The sequence below is a fragment of the Phenylobacterium sp. genome, assembly GCF_041691455.1.
Classification (GTDB): Bacteria; Pseudomonadota; Alphaproteobacteria; order Caulobacterales; family Caulobacteraceae; genus Phenylobacterium.
Window position 1 is genome coordinate 1 of record NZ_JBEPUO010000010.1, and the last position, 22,524, is coordinate 22,524.

Consider the following 22,524-nt stretch of genomic DNA (forward strand, 5'->3'; position numbering starts at 1 on the left):
CCGCCGCCCCGCCGCGCGCCAGGGCCGCGCACCTGGCCCGCCGCCACCGCGCGCTGACCAAGCCGCCCGCGCCGAAGCTGGCGTCCCATCGCCTGATAAGCCTGCCGCGCCATGCCGCCGCGCGCGACACGGCCGCCGCCGCGCGCCCGGCCAGCGCCATCGCCGACATCGCCGACCTCTACGCCCAGTCGATCCGGGACCTCGACCGGCGCCAGGGCCTCGCGGCCCTCGCCGACCCGCCCTACTGAGCTACTTCACCAGGGCGTCGTAGATCCACTGGCGGTTCTTGCGCTGGTATTCCATGGCCAGGTCGCGGCTCTGCACCATGAACACCATGAAGACGTCGTTCTTCGGGTCGACCCAGAACTCGGTCCCGGCGATCCCCCACCAGGAGAAGGTGCCGTTGCCGGGCCGCTGCAGCTTGTCGTCATTGACCAGGCTGAAGCCGAGGCCGAACCCCATGCCCGGGCCGGGGAAGAACAGGCCCGCCTTGCGGATCTCCGGCGTGGTCTCGTCCTGCCGCATCCGCGCCAGCGTCGAAGCCTTGATGATCCGCACGCCCTTGTACTGCCCGTCGCCCTCCAGCATCAGCACGAAGCGCAGATAGTCCTCCGCGGTCGAGGAGATCCCGCCGCCGCCGGAGAGCAGCGACGGCTTCTTGGCGTAGTCGTAATAGACCTGCGCATCACCCTTCGCGGGCTCGGCGAAGCGCTTGCGCTGGCCCTCCGGCTGCGAGAAGCCGGTGTCGGTCATGCCCAGCGGGCCGGTCACCCGTTCCTTGACCAGAACGTCCAGCGGCTTGCCGCCCGCCACCTCCACCACCGCGCCCAGCACGTCGGTCGAGCGCGAATAGTACCAGGCGGTCCCCGGCTCGGAGCGCAGCGGCAGCTTGGCGATCACCCGGGCGTACTCGCGCGTGGTCACGTTGTCGTTGTTCTCGCCGCCCGCCGCCCAGGCCTTGGAGATCGGCGTGGCCGGCTGGATGAAGCCGTAGATCAGGCCGGAGGTGTGGCTCATCAGGTTGCGCACCAGCATCGGCTTCGTCGCCGGAACGCTCGCCCCGTCGGCCTGCCAGACCCTGAGGTTCGCGTACTCCGGCAGGTACTTCGAGACCGGCGCGTCGAGGTCGAGCTTGCCCTCCTCGACCAGGGTCATCGCCGTCACCGAGACGATCGGCTTGGACATCGAGAAGACCCGGAAGATCGTCTCGTCGGTCATCGGCGCGGTCTGGCCGGGCCCCTGGACGCCGAAGCCCTCCTGGAAGGCCACCTTCCCGTGCCGGCCGATCAGCAGATAGGCGCCGGAGATCTTGCCGGCGGCCACGTCCGCCTTGAGGCCGGCCCGCGCCGCCTCGAACTTCGCCGGATCGAACCCCAGCGCCGCCGCATCGCCCGGTACGATCGAGGAGACCTTCGGATCGACGACCTTGCCCGCGCTCGCCGCCGGCCCCGCGGCCGCCAAGCCCAGCCCGACCGCCAGCGCCACGGCCGCGACCGCGGCCCGCCTGCTCAGAAACCCGTTCGCCATGTGAGGACCCTCCCGCCCAGGACAGATGGCCCGGTTCGCGGGCCCCTGGCAACGCTTCCCCCGCGTCAGGATCGCGCGGTCGCCCGGTTCCGGTCCGCGCAACAATTCCACGTCCCGGGACTTAAAGCCTGGGAGGGACCTCAACGGGATTGGCCGCGGCATGTCGGCAGACGAATTTGACAGACCGGGCGGGGCGCACCGCATCGGCTTCCACAGCAATGCAGACGATACGCTGCGCGCCGCGCCGCCGCACGCCGGCGCGGCGCGCGCCGGAGCTTGGGGCGATGGGGCCTGGGGCGATCCGGACCTCGCCGACCGGCCGGATGGGCCTCCGGTTCGCCGCCGCGCCTCAGGGCTCGCCATAGGGCTGATCGTCAGCCTGGTGGCCGCGGCCGCCATCGCCCTGGCCTGGACCGCGACGCCGGCCTGGGGCCCGGCCCCGGATCGGGAAGCTGCGCGCGATCCCAACGCGCCACGGCTGCAAGCCGAGCTCGCGCCTGTCCCATCCCCGGCCCAACCCGCCTTCGCCATGAGCCTGCGGGGAGAGCCGCTTCCTCGGCCCGGACCGGTTCCGACCCTGCCGACCTCCCCGTCCCCGGTGGTCGCGGCCTCGCCGCCGCCCCCCGCGCCGGCCGCGGCCCGCTCCGCGCCGCCGCAAGAAGCCGTCGCCAGGTCAGAGCCGCCGCCCGCGCCCGCCGCCGCGCCTGCGGTCCTGGCGCCGCCGCCGGCCCAGGCCCGCCTCGGGACCGGGCCCGACTGCGCCTTGGCACGCAGCCTGGGCCAACAGCTGGCCTGCGAGGATCCCGAGCTGGCCGACGCCGACCGGCGAATGACCCGCGCCTACCGGGCCGCGCTGGCGGCGGGCGCGCCGCCGGATGAGCTGCGCGCCGAACAGCAGGATTGGCTGAGCATCCGGGAGGACGCCGCGCGGCATTCGCATCGCGCGGTCGCCGAGATCTACGAACAGCGGATCGAGGAGCTTCGCCAATGGGAAGCCGACGCCGGCGACCGCCGCCCCGAACGCTGAGGCGCGGGCGCCCGCGCCCGGCCCGAACCGGCCGTGCTCAGCGGGGCCCGTCGTAGGGCTTGCCGTAGGCGCGTTCCCAACCCGCCTCCTCCTCCGCGTTGCGCGGCGGCGCCACCAGCACCTCGCCGTTCGGACCGCGGCTGAAGTCCACGACCTGGACCGTCAGCCGCCGCTGGCCGAGCCCCGCGGCCTCGGCCTTGCGCGCTGAGATCTCGGCGTCCAGCACCAGCCGCTCGCAGTACTTCTTCGGCGCCATGCGCGCGGTCATCCAGCGGATGGTGTCGAAGGCCAGCCGGTCGGACCAGACGGTCTCGTGGGTCGAGCCCAGCGCCACCTCGCGCGCCTCGTCGAGGAAGTAGTCGGCCTGGATCATCCGGGCCTGCACATAGGCCGCCTCGAACTCCGGATGCCGCTTCAGCCAGCCGTAGACCGTGCCGTAGCAGGGCATGTCCGCATCGCGCACGATGGCGATCAGGCTCTCGCCGTTGGCCAGCCGCAGGCAGATCGCCTCGCCCACCGCAGGGGTGTAGCTGCTGTCCGAGCCGCCCTTCTCAGGCCGTGGCCGCGCCCGCTTGGCCGCCGCCAGCTCCCGGTCGAGCCGCCGCTGTTCGAACCGCGCCTCGCGCTGCGCCTCGCGCAGATCCTCCGCGAACTGCGGCTCCCGGTTGGCCCATCGGCGCACCGTCGTGCGGTGCGGCATCTCCGGCTCACGGCAGAGCCGCCGCAAGCTCTCGCCGGCCGCCACCCGCGCGCAGATCGTCCGCCCGATCTCGGGCGTGAAGCCCTCCTCCCCGGCGAGCGACCCCGCCAGGACAACCCCGCCCTCCTCCGCCATCCCAAATCCCCGCCAAAGGACCGACCCCTGCCGGCGCAAAGCGCATGGCAGGGGCAGTTCGGAGGATGGCGCAATTTAGGGGAATATGCAAGAACAAAATAGGAACATCTCTGCCACGTCCGGCGGCTCACCTCCTCTCCCCCGGCGAAGCCGAGAGGGAGAGGGTAGGGAGCGGGCCGGCCCCGCGGCGGACCAAGGCGCGCCGGCCAAGAGCGATCAGGGGCAGGCCCTCCGAGACCCAGGGTGAAGCTTGGGGATGCGGCCCTGCCCCTATCTAACCTCCAGGCGGGGCACGACGATCGGAGAGGACATGGCGACCGGCTGGGCGCGCGAAGGCGCGGTGCTCGATCAGATCGAGGACACCATCACCGACGGTGTCCTGACCGCCCGCGCGCGCCTGCCCGCCGGCGAAGGGACCGAGGACTGCGTCGAGTGCGGGGATGAGATCCCGCAAGCCCGCCGCCGCGCCCTGCCCGGCGCGACGACCTGCGTGAAATGCCAGTCCGGCCGCGACAGCCGCGTCGTCATCGCCGGCATCAACCGCCGAGGCTCCAAGGACAGCCAACTCCGCTGACGGCGACTCTGCGCCATGAGCTGACCTTCAGGTTGGGCCATGCAGCGGACGTTTGCTCGCCTGCTCCGCAATATCGGCCTACGAGCCATGACACACCGAGGGCGCCTCGTTGTCGCCCTCCACGAGTCCCACATACGAGGAGGTGGACGATGAAAGCGATCGTGGTGACGGACCAGGCCGCGGGAGCGGCCGGGATGAAACTGGTTGAGCGGCCCGAACCGCAGGCAGCGATTAACGACGTCGTTGTTCGGGTTCACGCGGCGGGATTCGTCGGGACTGAGCTGGGTTGGCCTTCGACCTGGACCGACCGCCTCGGCCGCGACCGACCGCCGTCGATCCCCGGACACGAGCTGGCCGGCGTGGTCACCGCCCTCGGCTATGGCACGACGGGGCTGTCGCTCGGACAGCGGGTGTTCGGCCTCACGGACTGGTATCGAGACGGCGCCCTGGCCGAGCACGCCGCCGTCGAGGCGCGCAACCTCGCGCCGCTGCCGGGCGACGTCGACTTCACGGTAGGCGCGAGCCTGCCGATCTCGGGCCTGACGGCGTGGCAGGGGCTGATCGTGCACGGCCGCCTTCAAGCGGGGCAGCGCGTGATCGCGCACGGCGCGGCCGGCGCCGTCGGGTCGATGGTGACGCAACTCGCAAGATTGGCGGGCGCCTACGTCATCGGCACCGGGCGCGCGGCCGACCGCCAGAAGGCGCTCGACTTCGGCGCGCAGGAATTCGTCGACCTGGAGAACGACGTCCTCGAAGACGTCGGCGGCGTCGATCTGGTGTTCGATCTCATCGGCGGCGATATCGGGAAGCGATCCGCGCGACTCGTTCGACCCGGAGGGACGCTGGTGTCCATCGTCGGTCCGTCCGAGGCGCGGCCCGCCGACGGCCTGGCGGTCAACTTCGTTGTCGAGTCCGATCGCGCCCAACTGAGTGAGATTGTCCAGCGGGTGCGGGACGGACGGCTGCGGACCAACATAGGCACGGTCTCGGCCCTCGACGACGCCGTCGCCGCCTTCAACCCGACCGAGCGACACCCCGGGAAGACGATCATTCGCGTTCGCCCATGAGGACTCCGGGATGCAAACAACGGCAAAATGGACCACAGAGAACGCCTGCCTCGCGCCAGGAGGAGACCTTCAGGTTGCGCCGGACTGGGGACATTCGACCCAGTTTTCGAGTAACCCGTTCAAGCCGCTGTCGGCCATTGGCTATGGCGATGTCGCTGCCTTGACGAAGCCGCCAAAGATCGCCTGTCCGGGATGATCGGATCCATGCAGCTCCTGGTGCCATTGCAGCCCCACCGCGAACCTGTGCGCTGGAAGCTCGATGGCCTCGATGACTCCGTCTTCAGCGACCGCACTGGCGATCACGGCGTCAGATAGTGCGGCCAGCGCCTCCCGATGATGCGAGTTCACCGAGAGACGCTCCCCGGCGAGTGTGCTGAGAAGCGTCCGAGGCAACGTCGTCACGTGATGGGGTCCGCCTGCGTCGTGACCGGCAACGTTCCCATCAAGCTTCGCGCCATGGATGCACGCCAAGGCCTGCATGCCGGCGCACATCGCAAGCACGGGTTTGTCTCGTTTGAGGAAGCCCCGGACGAGCGCGATTTCCACCTCTGGCCGCGCGGTCTGGGGCGCCTGCGGAGCCTGCATCGCGTACCACGCGGCAGGGAATGCGAAGCGGCCTCCTGCGGTGAGAAGTCCGTCGAAGGAATCGACCACTTCGTCGACTAGGCGCATTTCATACGGAACGCCGAACGGCGCCGCGCCCGCATCGATCAGGCGGTGGAAGTACCCCTTGTGGGCCTCATAGTGTGTTCCGCCGGACGACGTGTTCTCGTCCATGAGGACGGCGATACGCGGGCGGCTCATCGCCTGCCCTCGCCCGATCCGAAATCGAATCCCTCGTCCTTTGGCTTGCCGAGGAAATTCCACACGAGGGTCAAGGATACGGAACGGCTCGACGCCACTGTGACACGACGGTCTTCGACCCCATGGATGTCTTCCACGGACCTGTAGCGCAGGGTGTGGAAGGGGTCCTTCATCGCCAAGACCCAGGAGACATTGCCATTGACGATATGGCGGTAGCCGATGTTCCCCGAATAGGTCGGATCCGAATGGCCCTGCGGATTTAACCCCTTGGCCGTGCTGACGAGGTCGATCTGCAGAAGATCCTTCCCGGTGATGTTCCAGGTCAGGCCCGCACGGCCAAAGCCGGTGACCGCCGAACGGGTTTGGAAGAGGCCGAGACCCGGGGAGGGCGTAAGCTCGATCCAGTACTCGTCCCAACTCAGGTTGTACCGGAGCGTGGGCGTCAGTTTGCCGCTGGCCGCCAACTCCCCGCCGGCGGTCCGACCCTCGCCGGCATTGACGCTTTCCTCGAGGAAAACGCCGTTGGGGAGGCTCGTGTAGAGCTGATTAAAGGCGTGGCTCCGGTGATGATAGTAGAGCGTGACGACCGTGGCGCCGTCGCCGTGCCGGTCCTCGAAGCCCAGCTCGTAGCGGGACTGGTCGTCCGGCCTGAGGTTGGGATTGCCGGATTGCAGGGAAACGGGGGTTTGCGAGGTGACGAAAGGGTCCAGCTGACGCGCGCTGGGCCGGTTCGTGCGCCAGGTGTAGTTGGCCGTCAGCTGGCGGCCGTCTCCCAGATCGTAGGCCAGGTGCAGGTTGGGAAAGAGCCGTCCATAGTCGTGGGCCGCTTGAACGCCCTGGGCCTGCTGATCGAGGTCGAAATGGGCGTTTTCGGCGCGCAGGCCGGCGAGCAGTGTGACATTCCCTGATCGGTGCTCGTAGGAGACATAGGCCTCGTTGTCGGTTTCGTTGTCCACGAAGACGTCGCGCTGGCCGGGATCGAGGGTGATCGGGCCACCGGCTCCGCCAAGACCCGCCATCTGTTCGACACGACCGGGCTCATATTCGAAGCCATAGCCCAGCTTCAGCTGGCCTCCGTAGAGCGGCCGCTCGTAGTCCGCCGTGAACCGCGCTTGCTTCGCCAGGATCGTCCAGATGACCTGTCGGCTGGACGGCGCCTGGCCCAGGGGCGCCGACGGCGCGAGCACATCAGTGCGATCGTTGTGGATCTCCGACTCGCTGGCGTTGGCGTTGAAGGTCAGGTCATGGCCTTCGCCGTAGGTTCGACGCCAGCTCAGCGAGGCGTCGCCCGCGTTGTGGAACCAGCGTTCGAGGCCCGTCCGGTCCAGGGCTGATATGGGACCGCCCGCTGCGTCGTCCTGGACAAACTGGTCGGCGTACAGGCTGCGGTATCGGTTTGTGTGATACTGCGCCGAGCCGCTGATCCGTGTGCGGCTGTCCACGTCATAGTCCGCGCCGGCATGCGCCTGCCAGTAACCGTTGGTCTTGCGCACCCGGCCCACGTCCTGGCTGTCGCTGACACGGCCGGTGGCCGGGTCGGGCTGACTCACATCGACGGTGTCGAATTCCGACTGGCGCGCGTGCCTGTACGTCGCGTCGCCCGTGAGGCTGAGCTTGCTCGAATTGTAGCCGAAACTGACCGTGGCCGAGGCGCGATCCTCGGTTTCCGTGCTCAGCCGCGCCGAGCTCGTCCACCCCGCGCCCTTCGCCCTCTTGGTGATCAGGTTGATGATCCCGCCCGTGCCCGCGGCCTGGAACTCGGCGGACGGATTGGTCATCACCTCGACGCGGTCGATCCGATCCGCCGGCATGGCCTGCAGCGCCTCGCCGAGGCTCTGGCCGCTGAGTTGCGTAGATGGCCGCCCATCGATGAGGACGATGACATTGCCTTCGCCCTGCAGACTGGGGTTGCCCCGCGCGTCGACCTGCACGGACGGGATGTTGCGCAGCACGTCGGCGATGCTGCCGGTCTGAGCCGTAAGGTCGTTGGTGACAGAATAGCTTTTCCGATCGATGGACGTTTCCACCTGGGCGCGCGCGCCGTTCACGGTGATGCCGGTTACGGTCGTGCTTCCCAGCTTGGCCGAGGTAGCTCCGGATGGGGCGGCCTGACCCGACAGATCGGCCAGGGCCAATTGCATAAGAGCAAGCACCAATCCCACCGCTAGAATCCCGCTGGGCGCCCGTTTCCAATCGGCAGTGTCGTAAACATCGGCGGCCCCGCTTTCCCGATCGCGAAGCTGAGAAAATCAACTGTTCCGCACGGCGTGCGCAAAGGATAAGACCGCAGCCGGATCATGAGAAAATCTTGGGGCTGGAGATGCGCGCGACGATCCCATTGAATGCGCTGCGGGCGTTTGAGGCTGCGGCGCGGCATCTTTCATTCACCCGCGCCGCCGAGGAGCTGTGCGTAACCCAGACCGCGATAAGCCATCAGGTGAAAGGGCTGGAGGCGCGGCTAGGTGTCAGCTTGTTCCGACGCTCCAATCGCGGACTGAAACTGACTGACGAGGGCTTGGCGCTGGCGCCGACGCTGTTTGAAGCCTTCGGGGCGATCGACAGACTGCTGGAACAATTCGAGGCTGGCGGCCTGCAAGAGGTCCTCACGGTCAGCGCGGTCGGCACCTTTGTCGTCGGCGCGCTGCTGGAGCAGCTGCCCGCCTTCCGTATCGCCTATCCGCTGGTCGACCTTCGGCTGCTCACCAACAACAACAAGGTCGACGTGGTCGCCGAAGGCTTGGACTACGCCATCCGGTTCGGCGATGGCGCGTGGCACGGCTGCGAAGCCGAGTTGATCTGCCGTGCGCCGATGTCGCCGCTCTGCGCGCCGCAACTGGCCGAGCGGCTCCAGGAACCCGCCGATTTGCTTCGCCTGCCGCTCCTGCGCTCCTACCGGCCGCAGGATTGGCTCAACTGGTTCCGGGCGGCAGGGATCCATGCTGTGAACGTGCGGGGCCCGCTTTTCGATTCCTCGCTGATCATGGCGCAGGCCGCGATCCGCGGCGAAGGGGTCGCGCTCGCACCTCATGCTCTGTTTCAGCGTGAGTTGGACAACGGTCAGCTCGTGCGGCCGTTCGCGATCGAGGCCGGCGCCGACGGCTACTGGCTTACCTGGCTCAAATCTCACCCGCCTTCGCCGGCGATGCGGGCGTTCCACGATTGGCTGACATCGCTGTGGCCCGATCGGGTGTTCACCGCCAGGGCCTGACTAGGAGGAGGTCGCCGTTGGCGCACCTCCTATTGCGGACATTCCGAACGGTAGGGATGAGTCAGAAGCCGACGCCCCGCCCGCTCACGCCTCGTAGTTCAAGATCGGCCCCAGCCACCGCTCCGCCGTCTTCAGGTCCCAGCCCTTGCGCCGGGCGTAGTCGGCGACCTGGTCCTTTTCGATGCGGCCGACGCCGAAGTAGTGGCTCTCTGGGTGGGCGAAGTAGAGGCCTGAGACCGCCGCGGTCGGATACATCGCGTAGCTCTCGGTGAGCGAGAGGCCGGTCGCGGCCTCGCCGTCCAGCAGCTTGAAGAGCGTCGCCTTTTCGGTGTGATCGGGCTGGGCGGGATAGCCGGGCGCCGGGCGGATGCCGCGGTACTGCTCGGCCACCAGGGCGTCGATGTCGAAGACCTCGTCCGGGGCATAACCCCAGAGCTCGGTGCGGACCTTCCTGTGCAGCGCCTCGGCGAAGGCCTCGGCCAGGCGGTCGGCCAGCGCCGAGGCCATGATCGCCGAATAGTCGTCGCCGGCGTCCTTGAACCGCTTGGCGATCTCGGCCTCGCCGTGGCCGGCGGTGACCGCGAAGCCGCCCACCCAGTCCGGCCTGGTCCCCACCGGGGCGACGAAGTCGGCCAGCGCCACATTGGCCCGGCCGCCGTCGGCCTGGGAGGTGGCCTTGGCCATCTGCTGGCGAAGGCTGTGCAGCCGGGCGAGCTCGGTCTCGCGGCTTTCGTCCGTATAGAGAACGATGTCGTCGCCGTCGGCGTTGGCCGGCCAGAAGCCGACCACGCCGCGGGCCTCGAACCACTGCTCGCCGATGATCCGCTGCAGCATGGCTTGCGCGTCGGCGAACAGACTGACGGCGGCCTCGCCGACCACGTCGTCCTCGAGGATCTGCGGATAGCGGCCGATCAGCTCCCAACTGGCGAAGAACGGCGACCAGTCGATGTGGCGCGCGAGGTCCGCGAGGTCGTAAGGCGCGAAGGTCCGCGTGCCGATGAAGCCCGGCTTCGGCGGCTCATAGGCGGTCCAGTCCGGGGTGAAGGCGTTGTCGCGCGCCTCGGCGAGGCTCGAACGCGCCCGCTTGTCCTGGCCGCGGGCGAAGGCCTCGCGCACCTTGACGTAATCGGCCGCCGTCTCGGCCTGCAGCCGCACCTTCTCGGTGGGCGAGAGCAGGCCCGAGACCACGCCCACGGCGCGGCTGGCGTCGAGCACATAGGTGGTCTGGCCGCCCTTGTACTTCGGCTCGATCTTGACCGCGGTGTGGGTCTTCGAGGTGGTCGCCCCGCCGATCAGCAGCGGGATGGTGAAGCCGCGGCGCTCCATCTCGCCCGCCACATAGGCCATCTCGTCCAGGCTCGGCGTGATCAGGCCGGAGAGGCCCACCATGTCGACCTTGTGGGCGATCGCCTCGTCCAGGATGCGGTCGGCCGGGACCATGACGCCCAGGTCGATGACCTCGTAGTTATTGCACTGCAGAACCACGCCCACGATGTTCTTGCCGATGTCGTGGACGTCGCCCTTGACGGTGGCCATCAGGATCTTGCCGGCCGCCTCGCGCGGCTTGCCTTCCTTTTCCTTCTCCATGAAGGGCTCGAGATAGGCCACGGCCTGCTTCATCACGCGGGCCGACTTCACCACCTGGGGCAGGAACATCTTGCCGGAGCCGAAGAGGTCGCCGACCACGTTCATCCCGTCCATCAAGGGGCCCTCGATGACGTGCAGCGGCCGCTCGGACTGGGCGCGGGCCTCTTCGGTGTCGGCCTCGATGAAGTCGGTCAGGCCGTTCACCAGGGCGTGGGTGATGCGTTGGCCCACGGTGCCCTGGCGCCAGGTCAGGTCCGGGCCCTTGGCCTCCGACTTGCCGCCCTTGTACTTGGGCGCCAGGTCCACCAGCCGTTCGGTGTTGGAGATGTTGGTCCGCTGCTTGCGGTTGAGGATCACGTCCTCGACCGCCTCGCGCAGCTCCTCGGGAATGTCGTCATAGACCGGCAGGTCGCCGGCGTTGACGATGCCCATGTCCATGCCGGCGGCGATGGCGTGATAGAGGAAGACGCCGTGGATCGCGCGCCGCACCGGCTCGTTGCCGCGGAAGCTGAAGCTGACGTTGGAGACCCCGCCCGAGATCCGCGCGTGCGGCAGGGTGGCCTTGATCACCTTCACCGCCTCGATGAAGTCGACCGCGTAGTTGTTGTGCTCGTCGATCCCGGTCGCCACGGCGAAGATATTGGGATCGAAGATGATGTCCTCGGGCGGAAAGCCGATCTGCTCGGTGAGGATCTTGTAGGCCCGCTGGCAGATCTCGATCTTGCGGGCGGCGGTGTCGGCCTGGCCGATCTCGTCGAAGGCCATGACCACCACGGCCGCGCCGTAGCGCAGACAAGCCTTGGCCTGGTCCACGAACTTCGCCTCGCCCTCCTTCATCGAGATCGAATTGACGATCGCCTTGCCCTGCACGCACTTCAAGCCGGCCTCGATCACCTCCCACTTCGAGGAGTCGATCATCAGCGGCACGCGGGCGATGTCAGGCTCGGCCGCGATCAGGTTCAGGAACGTCACCATGGCCGCCTGCCCGTCGAGCAGTCCGGCGTCCATATTGACATCCAATACTTGCGCACCAGCGTCAACTTGCTGTCTCGCGACACTGAGCGCTTCAGAATACTCTCCGGCCTCGATCAGTTTCCTGAATTTCGCCGACCCGGTGACGTTGGTCCGCTCGCCGATATTGATGAAGAGAGGTCGCATTCAAATCCGCTTCATGACCCCCCTTCTCCCCTTGCGGGAGAAGGTGTCGGCAAAGCCGACGGATGAGGGGTCTCTCAAATCTATCCGATGAGGTCGGCGGATGGGCCAGGCGACCCCTCATCCGACCTCGCTTCGCGAGGCCACCTTCTCCCGCAAGGGGAGAAGGAAGACCTAAACCAATTCGAACGGCTCCAGGCCGGCGAGCCGCATGGCCGTCGGGCGCTCCGGCACGGGTCGGGGGCTGAGCCCGCGCACCGCGTCGGCCACGTGCCTGATGTGGTCCGGCGTGGTGCCGCAGCAGCCGCCCAGGATGTTGACGATGCCCTGCTCGGCCCAGTCGTGGAGCTGATGTCCGGTCTCGTCCGGCGTCTCGTCATATTCGCCCATGGCGTTGGGCAGGCCGGCGTTCGGATAGGCGGAGACTAAGGTGTCGGCGATCCGGCTGAGCTCGGCGATGTGCGGCCGCATCAGGTCGGCGCCCAGCGCGCAGTTGAGGCCCACCGCAAAGGGCTTGGCGTGACGCACCGAGTTCCAGAACGCCTCCACCGTCTGGCCCGAGAGCGTGCGCCCCGACCGGTCGGTGATGGTGCCGCTGATCCAGATCGGCAGCGGCTCATACCCCTCGTCCTGCAGATCCAGGATCGCCTTGATCGCGGCCTTGCAGTTGAGCGTGTCGGTGATCGTCTCGATCAGGAAGAGGTCGACGCCGCCGTCGTGCAGCGCCAGCACCTGCTCGCGGTAGGCCTGGTAGACCTGTTCGAAATTCACCTTCCGCGCGCCTGGATCGTTCACGTCGGAGCTCATCGACAGCATGACCGGCAGGGGGCCGATGGAGCCCGCCACGAACCGGGGCTTCCCCGGCTCCTTCTCCGTCCAGCGGTCGGCGACCTCGCGGGCAATCCGGGCGCCCGCCAGGTTCATGTCGCGCACGGCCGCCTCCTGGGCGTACTCGCCCTGGCCGATCGAAGTCGACGAGAAGGTGTTGGTCTCGCTGATGTCGGCGCCGGCCGCATAGTAGGCGTCGTGCAGTTCGCCGACGATGTCCGGCCGGGTCAGGCACAGGATGTCGTTGTTGCCCTTCATCTGGCCCAGGTGGTCCTTGAACCGCTCGCCGCGGTAGTCCTCCTCGGTCAGTCCGCGCTTCTGGAACATCACGCCCCAGGACCCGTCGAGGATCAGGACGCGTTCCTTGGCGGCCGCCTTCAGGGCCGCGATGCGTTCGCTCCGCGTCATGCCGCGGCCTCCTTCTTGGCGTCTTGGGGGGTCTCGGGTTCGCGCACGCCCAGCACGCGACAGATCGCATAGGTAAGGTCGGCCCGGTTGAGCGTGTAGAAGTGGAAGTCGGAAAAGCCCTCTTCGGTCAGCCGGGCGCACATCTCGGTGGCCACCGAACAGGCCAGCAGCCGGCGCGTGTCCGGATCGCTGTCCAGCCCGTCGAACAGGTTGCCGAGCCAGGCCGGCAGCTGGATGCCGATCGGCCCCGACATCTTCTTCAGGCCCTTGAAGTTGGTCACCGGCATGATCCCCGGCGAAATCGGGATGGTCACCCCGGCCGCCCGCACCCGGTCCATGAACCGCAGGAACCCATCCAGATCGAAGAAGAACTGGGTGATCGCCCGGGTGGCCCCGGCGTCGACCTTGGCCTTCAGCACGTCGATGTCGTGGTCGATCGACGGGCTCTCCGGATGGACGTGCGGATAGAGCCCGACGCTCACCTCGAACGGCGCGATGGCCCGGATGCCGGCGGTCAGTTCGGTGGCGTTACAGTAGCCGTCGGCCCGGGGCGTGTAGCTCCCGCCGATCTGGCCGGGCGGGTCGCCGCGCAGCGCCACGATGTGGCGGATGCCGGCGTCCCAATAGTCCTGGATCACCTCGTCGACGTCGCCGCGGCTGGCCTCGACGCAGGTCAGGTGGGCGGCGGGCTTCAGCGTGGTCTCCTTCAGCATCCGCAGCACCGTGCGGTGCGTCCGGTCGCGCGTGGAGCCGCCGGCGCCATAGGTCACCGAGACGAAGGTCGGGTTCAGCGGCTCGAGCCGGCGGATCGCCTCCCACAGGGTGTCCTCGGCCTCGGGCGTCTTGGGCGGCGAGAACTCGAAGGAGACGCTGGGCTTCGGCGCCTCGCCGCCGGCGCGCGCGATGGGGCCCAGGACCTGGTCGCCGAAGTCGGACTTCCGGCGTCTCATGCGGCGCTCCTTTGGCGTTCCTGGCCGCGCTCGGCGGTCCAGATCTTGACGGTGAGGCCTTCCTTGCGGGCCGGCGGCAGGGCGGTGACCCGCACCTTGCTGAGGCCGGCTTCGGCCAGCCAGCGGGCCATCTCCGGCTCGGCGAAGCCCAGCCGCCGGTGCTGGTGCTGCTCGCGCAGGAACTCCAGGCGGTGCGGCGCGAAGTCGGCGATGATCAGCCGGCCGCCGCCGGCCACGATGCGCGCCGCTTCCTTCACCGCCGCGGCCGGGTCGGCCAGGTAGTGAAGAACCTGATGGACCACCACCAGGTCGGCGCTCTCATCGGGAAGACGCGTGCCGAAGATATCGCCGTGGCGCAGCTCGCAGCGCTGCAGCCCCGCCTCGGTCACCCGGTTGCGGGCGATGTTGAGCATCTGTTGCGACAGGTCGAGACCCAGCGCCGCCTGGGCGTGGGGGGCGAGCAGGGTCAGCATCCGCCCCGTGCCGCTGCCCAGGTCGACCATCCGCTTGAAAGGTCCGGGGCCTGCGGCGGCCAGGATGGCGGCCTCGACGTCGGCGTCGGAGACGTAGAGCGAGCGGATCTCGTCCCAGCGCGCGGCGTTGCGCGCGAAATACTCCCCCGCGTCGGCGGCGCGCTCGGCCCAGACGGCCGACAATCGCTCGGCGTCGCGCACCAGGATCGGGTCGGCCGGATCGGTGCGCGCCAGCACCTCGGCGATCAGGTCGCCGCCCTGCCCGCCGGCGGTCAGCCGGTAGAAAACCCACGCCCCGTCGGGAAACCGTTCGACCAGCCCGGCCTCGGCCAGGAGCTTCAGATGGCGCGAGACCCGGGGCTGGCTCTGGTCCAGCACGCGGCACAGTTCGAGGACGGCGAGTTCCTCGCGCGCCAAAAGTGCTAGGATGCGCAGGCGCGAGGGCTCGCCCGCGGCGCGCAGCACCTCTACAGCCTGACTCGCTGAGAGCTTCATGTGCGCATAAAGATATCTTTATGTCTTTATGTCAAGTTAACGGCCGACGAGTCGCGCGCTTAGGGCGCTTTGGCGGCCGGCTCCCAAAGTTCCACCTTCAGACCGTTGGGATCCATGATCCAGGCGAACTTCCCGAAGCTCTCGTCGTCCTGCCGGCCCGTGGGTTCGACGCCCTCGGCGGCCGCCTTGGCCAGCACGCCGTCCAGATCGTCGACCATCAGGTTGATCATGTAGGGCGCGGATGACGGCTTGAAATGGTCGGAGTCGGCCTTGAACGGACTCCAGACCTGATACCCCCGGCCGGACGGCGGGAACACCACCCCACCCCAGTCCTCGACCGAGAACCCAAGCACGCGCGCGTACCAATCGCGTAAGCCCGGGCCGTCGTCCGCCTTGAAAAACACCCCGCCGATGCCGAGCACCTTGGCCATGCCGCCCTCCCTAGTCCGCCACCGGCGCCACAGGGCTGGCCAGCCCCTCGCCCGCCAGGAACCTTTGCACATTGTCGATCGCCTGGGCGACCATCAAGGGCACCGCCTCGTTGCTGGAGCCGGCGGTGTGGGTCGTCAGCACCGCGTTCGGCGCCTCGGCCCAGCGCTCGGCGGGCGTCGGCTCCTGCACGAAGACGTCGAGGGCCGCCCGCCACAGCCGCCCGTCCTTCAGCGCCGCGATCAGGGCGTCCTCGTCGATCAGTGAGCCGCGTCCGACATTGACGATCATGCCCTGCGGACCCACCGCCTCGATCACCTCCCGCGAGATCATCCCGCGATTGGCCGCCTCAGCGCGGGCGCAGACCACCAGGATATCGCTGGCTTCGGCCAGGGCCTTGAGGCTCTCCGCCCTGGGCCAGGGCGCCTCGTCGTTGGGCCGCGGACCCCACCACTGCACGTTCAGCCGCAGCGCCTCGGCGCGCCTCGCCACCGCGGCCCCGATATGGCCCAGGCCCACCACCCCCAGCGTCCGGCCGCCGAGGCTGGGCTGCGAGCCGATCCGTTCCTCCTGCTTCCAGCGGCCCTCGCGCACAATCCGGTCCAGCGCCGGGATGTTGCGCCAGGCGGCCAGCATCAGACCGATGGCGTGGTCGGCGACGTCCTCGGCGTTCAGACCGCGCGCGTGGGTCACCTCGATGCCATTCGCCCGGCACCAGGCCACGTCGATACCGTCATAGCCCACGCTCACGCAGGCGATCAGCCCCAGCCCCGGCAGGCCGGACAGGAACTCGGGCGTCAGCACCACCTCGCCCGCATGGACGATGGAGCGCACCTGCGGACGCTGTTCCTCGGTGAGGTCCCAGGCCCGCGCTGTCGACAATCCGCCCTTCTGGAAAGCCGGCTCCAGCACCGTCAGGAACGGCACGGCGATCAGGGTCAGCGGCTCGGACATCGTCGCTCCATCTCGGGGTCGTTCGCCCCGCTCCTCACTCCTATAGCCAAGCCGGGCAGGCAAGGTCCTGCGGCGGTTCCTGGCTGCTCCGACCTTGACTTAGAGAACGCCGGTCGGCACAAGCGCGCCCGGTGAGCGGCGCGGCGGCTTAAAAATACGCGCTCACCCGAGCTCCGCCGGTCGCGATGCGGCCGGAGGCCTTGCGGTCGCGTGACCGCCCTTCCAGCCGTCTGAACCTTTCCATGACCTCCAAAAGCCCGCTCTGGCGTCAGAGCGATTTCATGCGGCTCTGGGCCGCCCAGACCGTGTCCGACTTCGGCGCGCGGATCACCCGCGAGGGTTTGCCGATGATGGCGGTGATCGGGCTGGCGGCCTCGCCGACGCAGCTTGGCCTGCTCGCCGCCCTCGCCAGTAGCTCGGCCCTGTTGGTCGGGCTTTCGGCCGGCGACTTCGTCGACCACACGGCCCGTCGCCCGATCCTCATCGCCATGGACCTGGCCCGCGCCCTGATCCTCATCGTCTTGCCGATCGCCGCCTGGCTCGGCCTGCTCAACATGCTGCAGGTCTATGCGGCGGCGGCCCTGGTGGCGGCGAGCAGCGTGCTGTTCGACATCGCCGACCATGCCTATCTGCCGGGCCTGGTCGGCAAGGGGCTGATCACCGACGCCAACGCCAAGATCAGCGCCACGGAGTCGGTCGCCGAGATGGGTGGCCCGGCGCTCGCCGGCATCCTGTTCCAATGGCTGACCGCGCCGATTGCAGTGGCGGTGAACGCGGCCACCTATCTGTTGTCGGCCCTGTTGCTCGCGCGCATCCGAACGCCGGAGCCGCCGCTCGCGGACAAGGCGCGGCGGCGTGGTTGGGTCGACGGCGTCGTCACCGGCGCCCGGACCGCCTGGGACGAGCCGCGGGTGCGGATCCTGCTGATCATGACCGGTGTCGGCGCCCTGTTCGGCGGTTTCTTCAGCGCGCTCTACATCGTCTTCGTGCTTCGTGGCCTTGGCCTGAGCCCGGCGCTTCTGGGCATCGGCATCGCCGCGGGCGGCGTCGGCGCGCTGGCGGGGTCCGCCTTGGCCCAGCCCATGGCGCGGCGGCTGGGCGTCGGCCCGGCGATCTGCATCTCCGGCGCGCTGTCGGCGCTGGGCACCATGATTCTGCTTCTCGCGCCGTCGAACCCCGTGGGCGCCATGACCTGCCTGGTCGTCTCGCAGTTCCTGGGCGACGCCTTCGGGGTGATCCCCCTGATCCTGGCGAGCAGCCTGCGCCAGACCGTGCTGCCGCAGAACCTGCTCGGCCGTGTCGGGGCGACCTTCCGCGCGCTCGGCGGCGGCGCGGCGGTGGTCGGGGCCCTTGTCGGCGGAGCGCTCGGCCAGGCGTTCGGGCTGCGCCAGACGCTTCTGGCGGCCATCGCCGGCCTGCTCATTGGCCCGCTGATCGGGGCCCTGTCGCCGCTTTGGAAGGTCAGGGAGATGCCGATAGGCGAAGAGGAAGCCTGAGAGCGGCCAAACCTCACTCGCGCCGTGAGCGAAACCTTGGAGCGGCTTCACAGGTTAACCGGGCGCCGCCTCGGCGGCGTTTCGTCGTGAGGGAGACTTTCCATGAAGACCATTCTGTTGGCCGCTGGCGCCGTCGCCTTGGCGATCACCGCCGGGCCGGTCCTCGCCGCCTCTAAGCCCGCGACCGCCGCGGCTCCGAAGCAGCCCATCCCCTACAGCCAGCTCGGCGCCTATCTGAAGGCCTCGCCGAAGCAGCGGGCGTCCAAGGACTGGTGGTCCGGCCAGGAGGCCGCATCCACGGGCGCGAGCGCGAACACCTCGGCCACGACAACGGCCGGCTCCGACGTCCGCTCCACTCCGGACGCCGCGCCGAGCACCCCCAGCACGAGCGGCGCGTCGCTCGCGCCGGTCACGCCGCCCGTCGCGACGCCGCCCGCCGGTGAAGTCAATCCGCAGACCTCGACGCCTCCCGAGGCGGCGCCCAGCACACCTGCGCCACCGCCGAAGTAGACCCCGCTCCCCGTCGTGGGGCGGGGCTCAGCCCAGGAAGATCGTCCCGGGAGGCAAGGTCGACATGGTGACGCCCACCAGGATCATCTGGTTGCCCGGCGTCCCCATGTCGATGACCGTGTCGGCGCCGACCTGGGTCACCGTGTAGGTCGTGCCGGGGTCGAGCATCACCCGGTCGCCTTCGCTCAGATGGAAATCCAGCACCCGGTCGATCCCGGCGTCCTGCGAGCCGTGGAACAGGTCCGCCCCGGCCCCGCCGCTCTCAGTGTCGTTGCCCCGGTCGCCGGAGATATAGTCATTGCCCGCCCCGCCGGTCAGCACGTCGTCGCCCTGGCCGCCGCGCACCTGATCGGCGCCGTCGCCGCCGTCCAGGGTGTCGTTGCCCAGATTGCCCCAGACCACGTCGTCGCCGGCGTCGCCGGTCTGGCTGTCGTTGTCCTTCCCGCCGACGACCCAGTCGTTGCCGTCGTTGCCGTGCAGGACGTCGTTGCCCATGTTGCCGTTGATGTCGTCGAAGCCCGTGCCTCCGTAGATGACATCGTCGCCCTCCTCTCCCCGCAGGTAGGTGGACGCCGGCGGCCCGACGTTTTCGGCCTGGGGGGAGTTGGCGCGGATGATGTCGTTACCGAGGCCTCCGTAGAGCGTATCGCCACCCCCGAGCCCCGAGAGGGTATCGTTGCCCGCATAGGCATGGAGCAGGTCAGCCCCGCCCGCGCCGTTCAGCCTGTCGTCCCCGGCCAGCATCGTGGTGAAGGCCGAGGTGATGTCGTCGGCGACCAGCCAGGTTTCGAATTGCGGCGCGAAGAGGCCGGACGCCGGCAGGACAAGATTCATGTTCATGACGGTCGTCTGCGCGGGGGTGTTTCCGCCCACCACGTCGTCGAAATGCACCGAGGCGACCGTCCCGCCGGTGATGAACGGATCCGAATAGGTGAAACCCTGGCCGTCCAGCTCGATCCTCAGCCCACCCGCCCCATCGGCCCTGAATATGGTGTCGGAGGCGACGTCGATGACGGCCGGGTTGAGGTCGTGAAGGCGAGCGGCCTCCATGTTGCCGGTGATCGTCCCAGTCACGCCGGATATCGCCACCACCGGCGGCGGGGTGACATCCGTAGCGCCTACGACGTTCGCGGCCGAGATGTCGAACAGGCGGGCCCCGGCGAGCTGGACCGCATCGTCGGCGACGCCGTTGTCGTTGTGGGTGTCGGCGAACACCATGACGAAGTTCTGGACCTGCACGGCCACATAGTCCGCGGCCCCCGAGGCGATCTCCTGGTTGGCGAAGGCGGTCGCGGCCTCAAGGCTCTGCGCGCTCGCCTCCTCGTAGCGGCCGGCCTTGCCGAGCAGGCCGCTGAATTCCAGGGTGTCGCTGCTCACCCAGTCGGAGACGAAGTCCGGCGTGGCGACCGGCGACTGGGAAGGGTCGAAGACGAAGGTCGTCCCGCCCGACCCGCCGAGCAGGTTGTCGACGCCGGCCCCGCCATTCAGGACGTCGCCGCCGCCGCTGCCGCCCACCGAGTCCGGGCCGTCGCCGCCGAAGATGGCGTCCCGGCCCGGGGTCCCGAAGATCCGGTCCTGTTGCGACGTGCCGATGAACAGCTTGGAATTGTCGAGGAAGGTGAAATCGCTCTCCCCCAGGATGCCGAGGCCGAAGGTCACCTGGTGACCGTTCGGGGTCGTCATGACGGCATTGGTCGCGATGGCGCTGTTGGTGATGACGAAGCGCACATCGGCGGCCGTCTCGCCGTTGTTGAAGATCAGCGAGTCCGTGGCCGCGCTGTAGGTCAGCGCCTGCGCGTCGGTGATCGATGAAGAGAAAAAGGTCGTCATGCGTCAGCTCCACCCGGAGCCGGACGCCTGTATCGGCCGCCAACGCACGAGTAGCGATCAGCCAGGCCGGAACAAGACGCCCCGCACTCCCCCCGCGCGCATGCTGGAGGGGCGCTGATTCCAGGTCAAGCTTGCACGCTTAGCGCGTGAATTTCTGGAACTTGATGCGGTGGGGGATCAGGCTGTCGGCCCCGAGCCGGCGCTTCTTGTCCTCTTCATAGGCCTCGAAATTGCCCTCGAACCAGTCGACCTGGCTGTCGCCCTCGAAGGCCAGGATGTGGGTGGCCAGGCGGTCGAGGAAGAAGCGGTCGTGGCTGATGACCACGGCGCAGCCGGGGAAGTCCTCCAGCGCCGATTCCAGGGCGCCGAGCGTTTCCACGTCCAGGTCGTTGGTCGGTTCGTCGAGCATCAGCACATTGCCGCCGGCCGCCAGGGTCTTGGCCAGGTGCACGCGGTTGCGCTCGCCGCCGGAGAGCAGGCCCATCTTCTTCTGCTGGTCGGCGCCCTTGAAGTTGAACGAGCCCACATAGGCGCGGCTGGGGATTTCACGCCCGCCGACCTTCATGATGTCGAGCCCGCCGGAGATCTCCTCCCAGACGTTCTTCTTGGGGTCGAGATCGTCGCGGCTCTGGTCGACGTAGGCGAGCTTCACCGTATCGCCGAGCTTCACGCTGCCCTGGTCGGGCGTCTCCTGGCCGGTGATGATCTTGAACAGCGTCGACTTGCCGGCGCCGTTCGGGCCGATCACGCCGACGATCCCGCCCGGCGGCAGCTTGAAGGTGAGGTCCTTGAACAGCAGCTTGTCGCCGTATTCCTTCTCCAGACCCGTCACTTCGATCACCTGCTGGCCCAGGCGCGGCCCTGGCGGGATCTGGATCTGGGCGAAGGTCTGCTTGGCGTTCTCCGCCTCGTTCTGCAGGTCGTGGAAGGCCGACAGGCGGGCCTTGGACTTGGTGCGGCGCGCGCTGGGCGAGGAGCGCACCCAGGCGAGTTCCCGGTCGATCGCCCGCTTCTTGCCGGCTTCCTCGCGCTCCTCCTGGGCGATCCGCTTGGTCTTGGCCTCCAGCCACGAGGAGTAGTTGCCCTCGTGCGGCAGGCCCTTGCCGCGGTCGAGCTCCAGCGTCCACTTGGTCACCTGGTCCAGGAAGTAGCGGTCGTGGGTCACCAGGATGATGCAGCCCGGGAAGTTCTCCAGGTGGTGCTGCAACCAGGCGACGCTCTCGGCGTCCAGGTGGTTGGTGGGTTCGTCGAGCAGCATCATGTCGGGCTTGGAGAGCAGCAGGCGGGCCAGGGCCACGCGCCGCCGCTCGCCGCCCGAGAGCTTGTCGACCGGCGCATCGTTGGGCGGGCAGCGCAGCGCGCCCATCGCCATCTCGATCCGGCTGTCGATGTCCCACAGGTCGCCGGCGTCCAGCTTCTCCTGGAGCGCGGTCATCTCCTCCATCAGCTCTTCGGTGTAGTCCTCGCCCAGCTTGGCGGCGATGGCGTTGTATTCGTCGAAAAGCTTCTTCTCCTCGCACCAGGCGATGACATTGCCCCAGACGTCGAGCTTGTCGTCGAGCTTGGGCTCCTGCTCCAGGTAGCCGCGCTTGACGCCGTCGGCCGCGAAGGCCTCGCCCGTGAAGTCCTTGTCGATCCCCGCCATGATCTTGAGCAGGGTCGACTTGCCGGAGCCGTTGACCCCGACCACGCCGATCTTGGCGTCCGGATAGAACGACAGCCAGATATCCGAGAAGGTCTTCTTCGGAGCCCCGGGGAAGGCCTTCGTCAGGCCCTGCATTTGATAGATGTATTGCTGCGCCATGGGGCGTCCGCACCGCTCGACAGGAATGATTGGGAATTGTGGCCCCGCAGATAGCGGCGGGCGGCCCCGGGCGCAATCGCCCCGCCTCAAAGAGCCGCCGGCTGACCGGCGGAACCTTGAGCTTGCCTTTGCGTACTCATCGCAACGGGGCCGTCCTGGCCCGTGTGACACAAGTGGAGTGCTCCCCATGCACAAGGACGAGATCAAGGGCGCCGCCAAGGACGCCAAGGGTTCGATCAAGGAAGGCGTCGGCAAGGCGACCGGCAATGACAAGATGGCCGCCGAAGGCGCCGCCGACCGCGTGGCCGGCAAGGTCCAGAAGGGCGTCGGCTCCCTGAAGGACGCCGCCCGGAGCGCGCTCAAGAAGTAGGCTCAGGCGCGCCCTTCGTTCCCCGACGGCGAGATTCCGCGTCCCCAACGGACCCGCCTTCGCGCCGTTTGACGAGGGCGCCTTTCGAGGCCAGGGGCCGCGCTGCAGAGCGCGGCCCCTGCTGCGTCTGGACGCCAAGTCGCCCCGTCAAATGGCGGATTTCGCCGCGCCTTGGCTCTTAGCGGGTTCCAGA

At 68.5% G+C, this 22,524-nt stretch carries 20 protein-coding genes; 8 read left to right on the plus strand and 12 right to left on the minus strand.

Going from position 1 to position 22,524, the window contains the following annotated elements:
• Positions 1–248 (plus strand): hypothetical protein (locus ACESMY_RS13555; protein ID WP_372785130.1); only part of this gene is annotated, 248 nt, incomplete at its 5' end.
• Position 249: 1 nt separating this feature from the next.
• Here ACESMY_RS13555 and ACESMY_RS13560 read toward each other — a convergent pair.
• A complete protein-coding gene (locus ACESMY_RS13560) occupies positions 250–1,527 on the minus strand; it encodes a serine hydrolase domain-containing protein (protein WP_372785131.1) in 1,278 nt (425 codons plus the stop codon).
• A gap of 160 nt (positions 1,528–1,687) precedes the next feature.
• On the opposite strand from ACESMY_RS13560, the gene ACESMY_RS13565 reads away from it, so the two are divergent.
• Positions 1,688–2,554: a hypothetical protein gene (locus ACESMY_RS13565; RefSeq protein WP_372785132.1), complete on the plus strand. Its 867-nt coding sequence runs from the start codon at positions 1,688–1,690 to the stop codon at positions 2,552–2,554.
• A 37-nt stretch (positions 2,555–2,591) separates the two neighbouring features.
• Here ACESMY_RS13565 and ACESMY_RS13570 read toward each other — a convergent pair whose 3' ends face one another.
• The gene (locus tag ACESMY_RS13570) at positions 2,592–3,389 is read right to left on the minus strand and encodes a hypothetical protein (RefSeq protein ID WP_372785133.1); all 798 of its coding nucleotides are present in this window, start codon (positions 3,387–3,389) and stop codon (positions 2,592–2,594) included.
• A gap of 310 nt (positions 3,390–3,699) precedes the next feature.
• Between ACESMY_RS13570 and ACESMY_RS13575 the strand changes: the two genes are divergently transcribed.
• Entirely contained in the window at positions 3,700–3,963 is a 264-nt protein-coding gene (locus ACESMY_RS13575; protein ID WP_372785134.1) for a DksA/TraR family C4-type zinc finger protein, read from the plus strand.
• Positions 3,964–4,112: 149 nt separating this feature from the next.
• Complete coding sequence (locus ACESMY_RS13580; protein ID WP_372785135.1) at positions 4,113–5,030, plus strand: NADP-dependent oxidoreductase; 918 nt, start codon at positions 4,113–4,115, stop codon at positions 5,028–5,030.
• 141 nt (positions 5,031–5,171) lie between these two features.
• Here ACESMY_RS13580 and ACESMY_RS13585 read toward each other — a convergent pair whose 3' ends face one another.
• Together ACESMY_RS13585 and ACESMY_RS13590 are read right to left on the minus strand one after the other, a co-directional pair.
• Positions 5,172–5,834 carry a gamma-glutamyl-gamma-aminobutyrate hydrolase family protein gene (locus tag ACESMY_RS13585; protein WP_372785136.1) on the minus strand — a complete coding sequence of 221 codons (663 nt, stop codon included), beginning with the start codon at positions 5,832–5,834 and terminating at the stop codon, positions 5,172–5,174.
• Positions 5,831–7,975: a TonB-dependent receptor gene (locus tag ACESMY_RS13590; protein ID WP_372785137.1), complete on the minus strand. Its 2,145-nt coding sequence runs from the start codon at positions 7,973–7,975 to the stop codon at positions 5,831–5,833. The genes ACESMY_RS13585 and ACESMY_RS13590 overlap by 4 nt, the downstream gene beginning before the upstream one ends.
• 179 nt (positions 7,976–8,154) lie before the next feature.
• On the opposite strand from ACESMY_RS13590, the gene ACESMY_RS13595 reads away from it, so the two are divergent.
• Positions 8,155–9,042 carry a LysR family transcriptional regulator gene (locus ACESMY_RS13595; protein WP_372785138.1) on the plus strand — a complete coding sequence of 296 codons (888 nt, stop codon included), beginning with the start codon at positions 8,155–8,157 and terminating at the stop codon, positions 9,040–9,042.
• A gap of 84 nt (positions 9,043–9,126) precedes the next feature.
• Here ACESMY_RS13595 and metH read toward each other — a convergent pair whose 3' ends face one another.
• The 6 genes from metH to ACESMY_RS13625 form a co-directional block, all read right to left on the minus strand.
• Complete coding sequence (gene metH, locus ACESMY_RS13600) at positions 9,127–11,787, minus strand: methionine synthase (RefSeq protein WP_372785139.1); 2,661 nt, start codon at positions 11,785–11,787, stop codon at positions 9,127–9,129.
• Between the two features lie 171 nt (positions 11,788–11,958).
• Positions 11,959–13,020 (minus strand): homocysteine S-methyltransferase family protein, encoded by a 1,062-nt coding sequence (locus tag ACESMY_RS13605; protein ID WP_372785140.1) that lies wholly within the window; start codon positions 13,018–13,020, stop codon positions 11,959–11,961.
• Positions 13,017–13,970, minus strand: coding sequence for a methylenetetrahydrofolate reductase [NAD(P)H] (gene metF, locus ACESMY_RS13610; protein ID WP_372785141.1), 954 nt, complete (start codon positions 13,968–13,970; stop codon positions 13,017–13,019). Before metF ends, ACESMY_RS13605 begins: the two co-directional genes overlap by 4 nt.
• A complete protein-coding gene (locus tag ACESMY_RS13615; protein WP_372785142.1) occupies positions 13,967–14,938 on the minus strand; it encodes an ArsR/SmtB family transcription factor in 972 nt (323 codons plus the stop codon). The genes metF and ACESMY_RS13615 overlap by 4 nt, the downstream gene beginning before the upstream one ends.
• A gap of 59 nt (positions 14,939–14,997) precedes the next feature.
• Positions 14,998–15,369 (minus strand): VOC family protein, encoded by a 372-nt coding sequence (locus tag ACESMY_RS13620; RefSeq protein WP_372785143.1) that lies wholly within the window; start codon positions 15,367–15,369, stop codon positions 14,998–15,000.
• A 10-nt stretch (positions 15,370–15,379) separates the two neighbouring features.
• Complete coding sequence (locus ACESMY_RS13625; RefSeq protein ID WP_372785144.1) at positions 15,380–16,321, minus strand: NAD(P)-dependent oxidoreductase; 942 nt, start codon at positions 16,319–16,321, stop codon at positions 15,380–15,382.
• 242 nt (positions 16,322–16,563) lie between these two features.
• On the opposite strand from ACESMY_RS13625, the gene ACESMY_RS13630 reads away from it, so the two are divergent.
• Both ACESMY_RS13630 and ACESMY_RS13635 read left to right on the plus strand, forming a co-directional pair.
• Positions 16,564–17,817, plus strand: a complete 1,254-nt coding sequence (locus tag ACESMY_RS13630) for an MFS transporter (RefSeq protein ID WP_372785145.1) — start codon at positions 16,564–16,566, stop codon at positions 17,815–17,817.
• A gap of 102 nt (positions 17,818–17,919) precedes the next feature.
• Positions 17,920–18,327: a hypothetical protein gene (locus tag ACESMY_RS13635; protein WP_372785146.1), complete on the plus strand. Its 408-nt coding sequence runs from the start codon at positions 17,920–17,922 to the stop codon at positions 18,325–18,327.
• A gap of 27 nt (positions 18,328–18,354) precedes the next feature.
• Here the strand turns inward: ACESMY_RS13635 and ACESMY_RS13640 are convergent, their stop codons facing one another.
• Positions 18,355–20,157, minus strand: coding sequence for a calcium-binding protein (locus tag ACESMY_RS13640; RefSeq protein WP_372785147.1), 1,803 nt, complete (start codon positions 20,155–20,157; stop codon positions 18,355–18,357).
• A gap of 139 nt (positions 20,158–20,296) precedes the next feature.
• Complete coding sequence (gene ettA, locus ACESMY_RS13645) at positions 20,297–21,961, minus strand: energy-dependent translational throttle protein EttA (RefSeq protein WP_372785148.1); 1,665 nt, start codon at positions 21,959–21,961, stop codon at positions 20,297–20,299.
• A 187-nt stretch (positions 21,962–22,148) separates the two neighbouring features.
• On the opposite strand from ettA, the gene ACESMY_RS13650 reads away from it, so the two are divergent.
• Positions 22,149–22,331 carry a CsbD family protein gene (locus ACESMY_RS13650; RefSeq protein ID WP_372785149.1) on the plus strand — a complete coding sequence of 61 codons (183 nt, stop codon included), beginning with the start codon at positions 22,149–22,151 and terminating at the stop codon, positions 22,329–22,331.
• Positions 22,332–22,524: the final 193 nt, after the last annotated feature.

Bases quoted from the DNA above. Each gene is read 5' to 3' on its own strand.
- ACESMY_RS13580 (WP_372785135.1), top strand. From the start codon at position 4,113: ATGAAAGCGATCGTGGTGACGGACCAGGCCGCGGGAGCGGCCGGGATG.
- ACESMY_RS13615 (WP_372785142.1), bottom strand. From the start codon at position 14,938: ATGAAGCTCTCAGCGAGTCAGGCTGTAGAGGTGCTGCGCGCCGCGGGC.
- ACESMY_RS13640 (WP_372785147.1), bottom strand. From the start codon at position 20,157: ATGACGACCTTTTTCTCTTCATCGATCACCGACGCGCAGGCGCTGACC.
- metH (WP_372785139.1), bottom strand. From the start codon at position 11,787: ATGCGACCTCTCTTCATCAATATCGGCGAGCGGACCAACGTCACCGGG.
- ACESMY_RS13590 (WP_372785137.1), bottom strand. From the start codon at position 7,975: ATGCAATTGGCCCTGGCCGATCTGTCGGGTCAGGCCGCCCCATCCGGA.
- metF (WP_372785141.1), bottom strand. From the start codon at position 13,970: ATGAGACGCCGGAAGTCCGACTTCGGCGACCAGGTCCTGGGCCCCATC.
- ACESMY_RS13630 (WP_372785145.1), top strand. From the start codon at position 16,564: ATGACCTCCAAAAGCCCGCTCTGGCGTCAGAGCGATTTCATGCGGCTC.
- ACESMY_RS13575 (WP_372785134.1), top strand. From the start codon at position 3,700: ATGGCGACCGGCTGGGCGCGCGAAGGCGCGGTGCTCGATCAGATCGAG.
- ACESMY_RS13605 (WP_372785140.1), bottom strand. From the start codon at position 13,020: ATGACGCGGAGCGAACGCATCGCGGCCCTGAAGGCGGCCGCCAAGGAA.
- ACESMY_RS13650 (WP_372785149.1), top strand. From the start codon at position 22,149: ATGCACAAGGACGAGATCAAGGGCGCCGCCAAGGACGCCAAGGGTTCG.
- ACESMY_RS13625 (WP_372785144.1), bottom strand. From the start codon at position 16,321: ATGTCCGAGCCGCTGACCCTGATCGCCGTGCCGTTCCTGACGGTGCTG.
- ACESMY_RS13560 (WP_372785131.1), bottom strand. From the start codon at position 1,527: ATGGCGAACGGGTTTCTGAGCAGGCGGGCCGCGGTCGCGGCCGTGGCG.
- ACESMY_RS13565 (WP_372785132.1), top strand. From the start codon at position 1,688: ATGTCGGCAGACGAATTTGACAGACCGGGCGGGGCGCACCGCATCGGC.
- ACESMY_RS13635 (WP_372785146.1), top strand. From the start codon at position 17,920: ATGAAGACCATTCTGTTGGCCGCTGGCGCCGTCGCCTTGGCGATCACC.
- ACESMY_RS13570 (WP_372785133.1), bottom strand. From the start codon at position 3,389: ATGGCGGAGGAGGGCGGGGTTGTCCTGGCGGGGTCGCTCGCCGGGGAG.
- ACESMY_RS13595 (WP_372785138.1), top strand. From the start codon at position 8,155: ATGCGCGCGACGATCCCATTGAATGCGCTGCGGGCGTTTGAGGCTGCG.
- ACESMY_RS13585 (WP_372785136.1), bottom strand. From the start codon at position 5,834: ATGAGCCGCCCGCGTATCGCCGTCCTCATGGACGAGAACACGTCGTCC.
- ettA (WP_372785148.1), bottom strand. From the start codon at position 21,961: ATGGCGCAGCAATACATCTATCAAATGCAGGGCCTGACGAAGGCCTTC.
- ACESMY_RS13620 (WP_372785143.1), bottom strand. From the start codon at position 15,369: ATGGCCAAGGTGCTCGGCATCGGCGGGGTGTTTTTCAAGGCGGACGAC.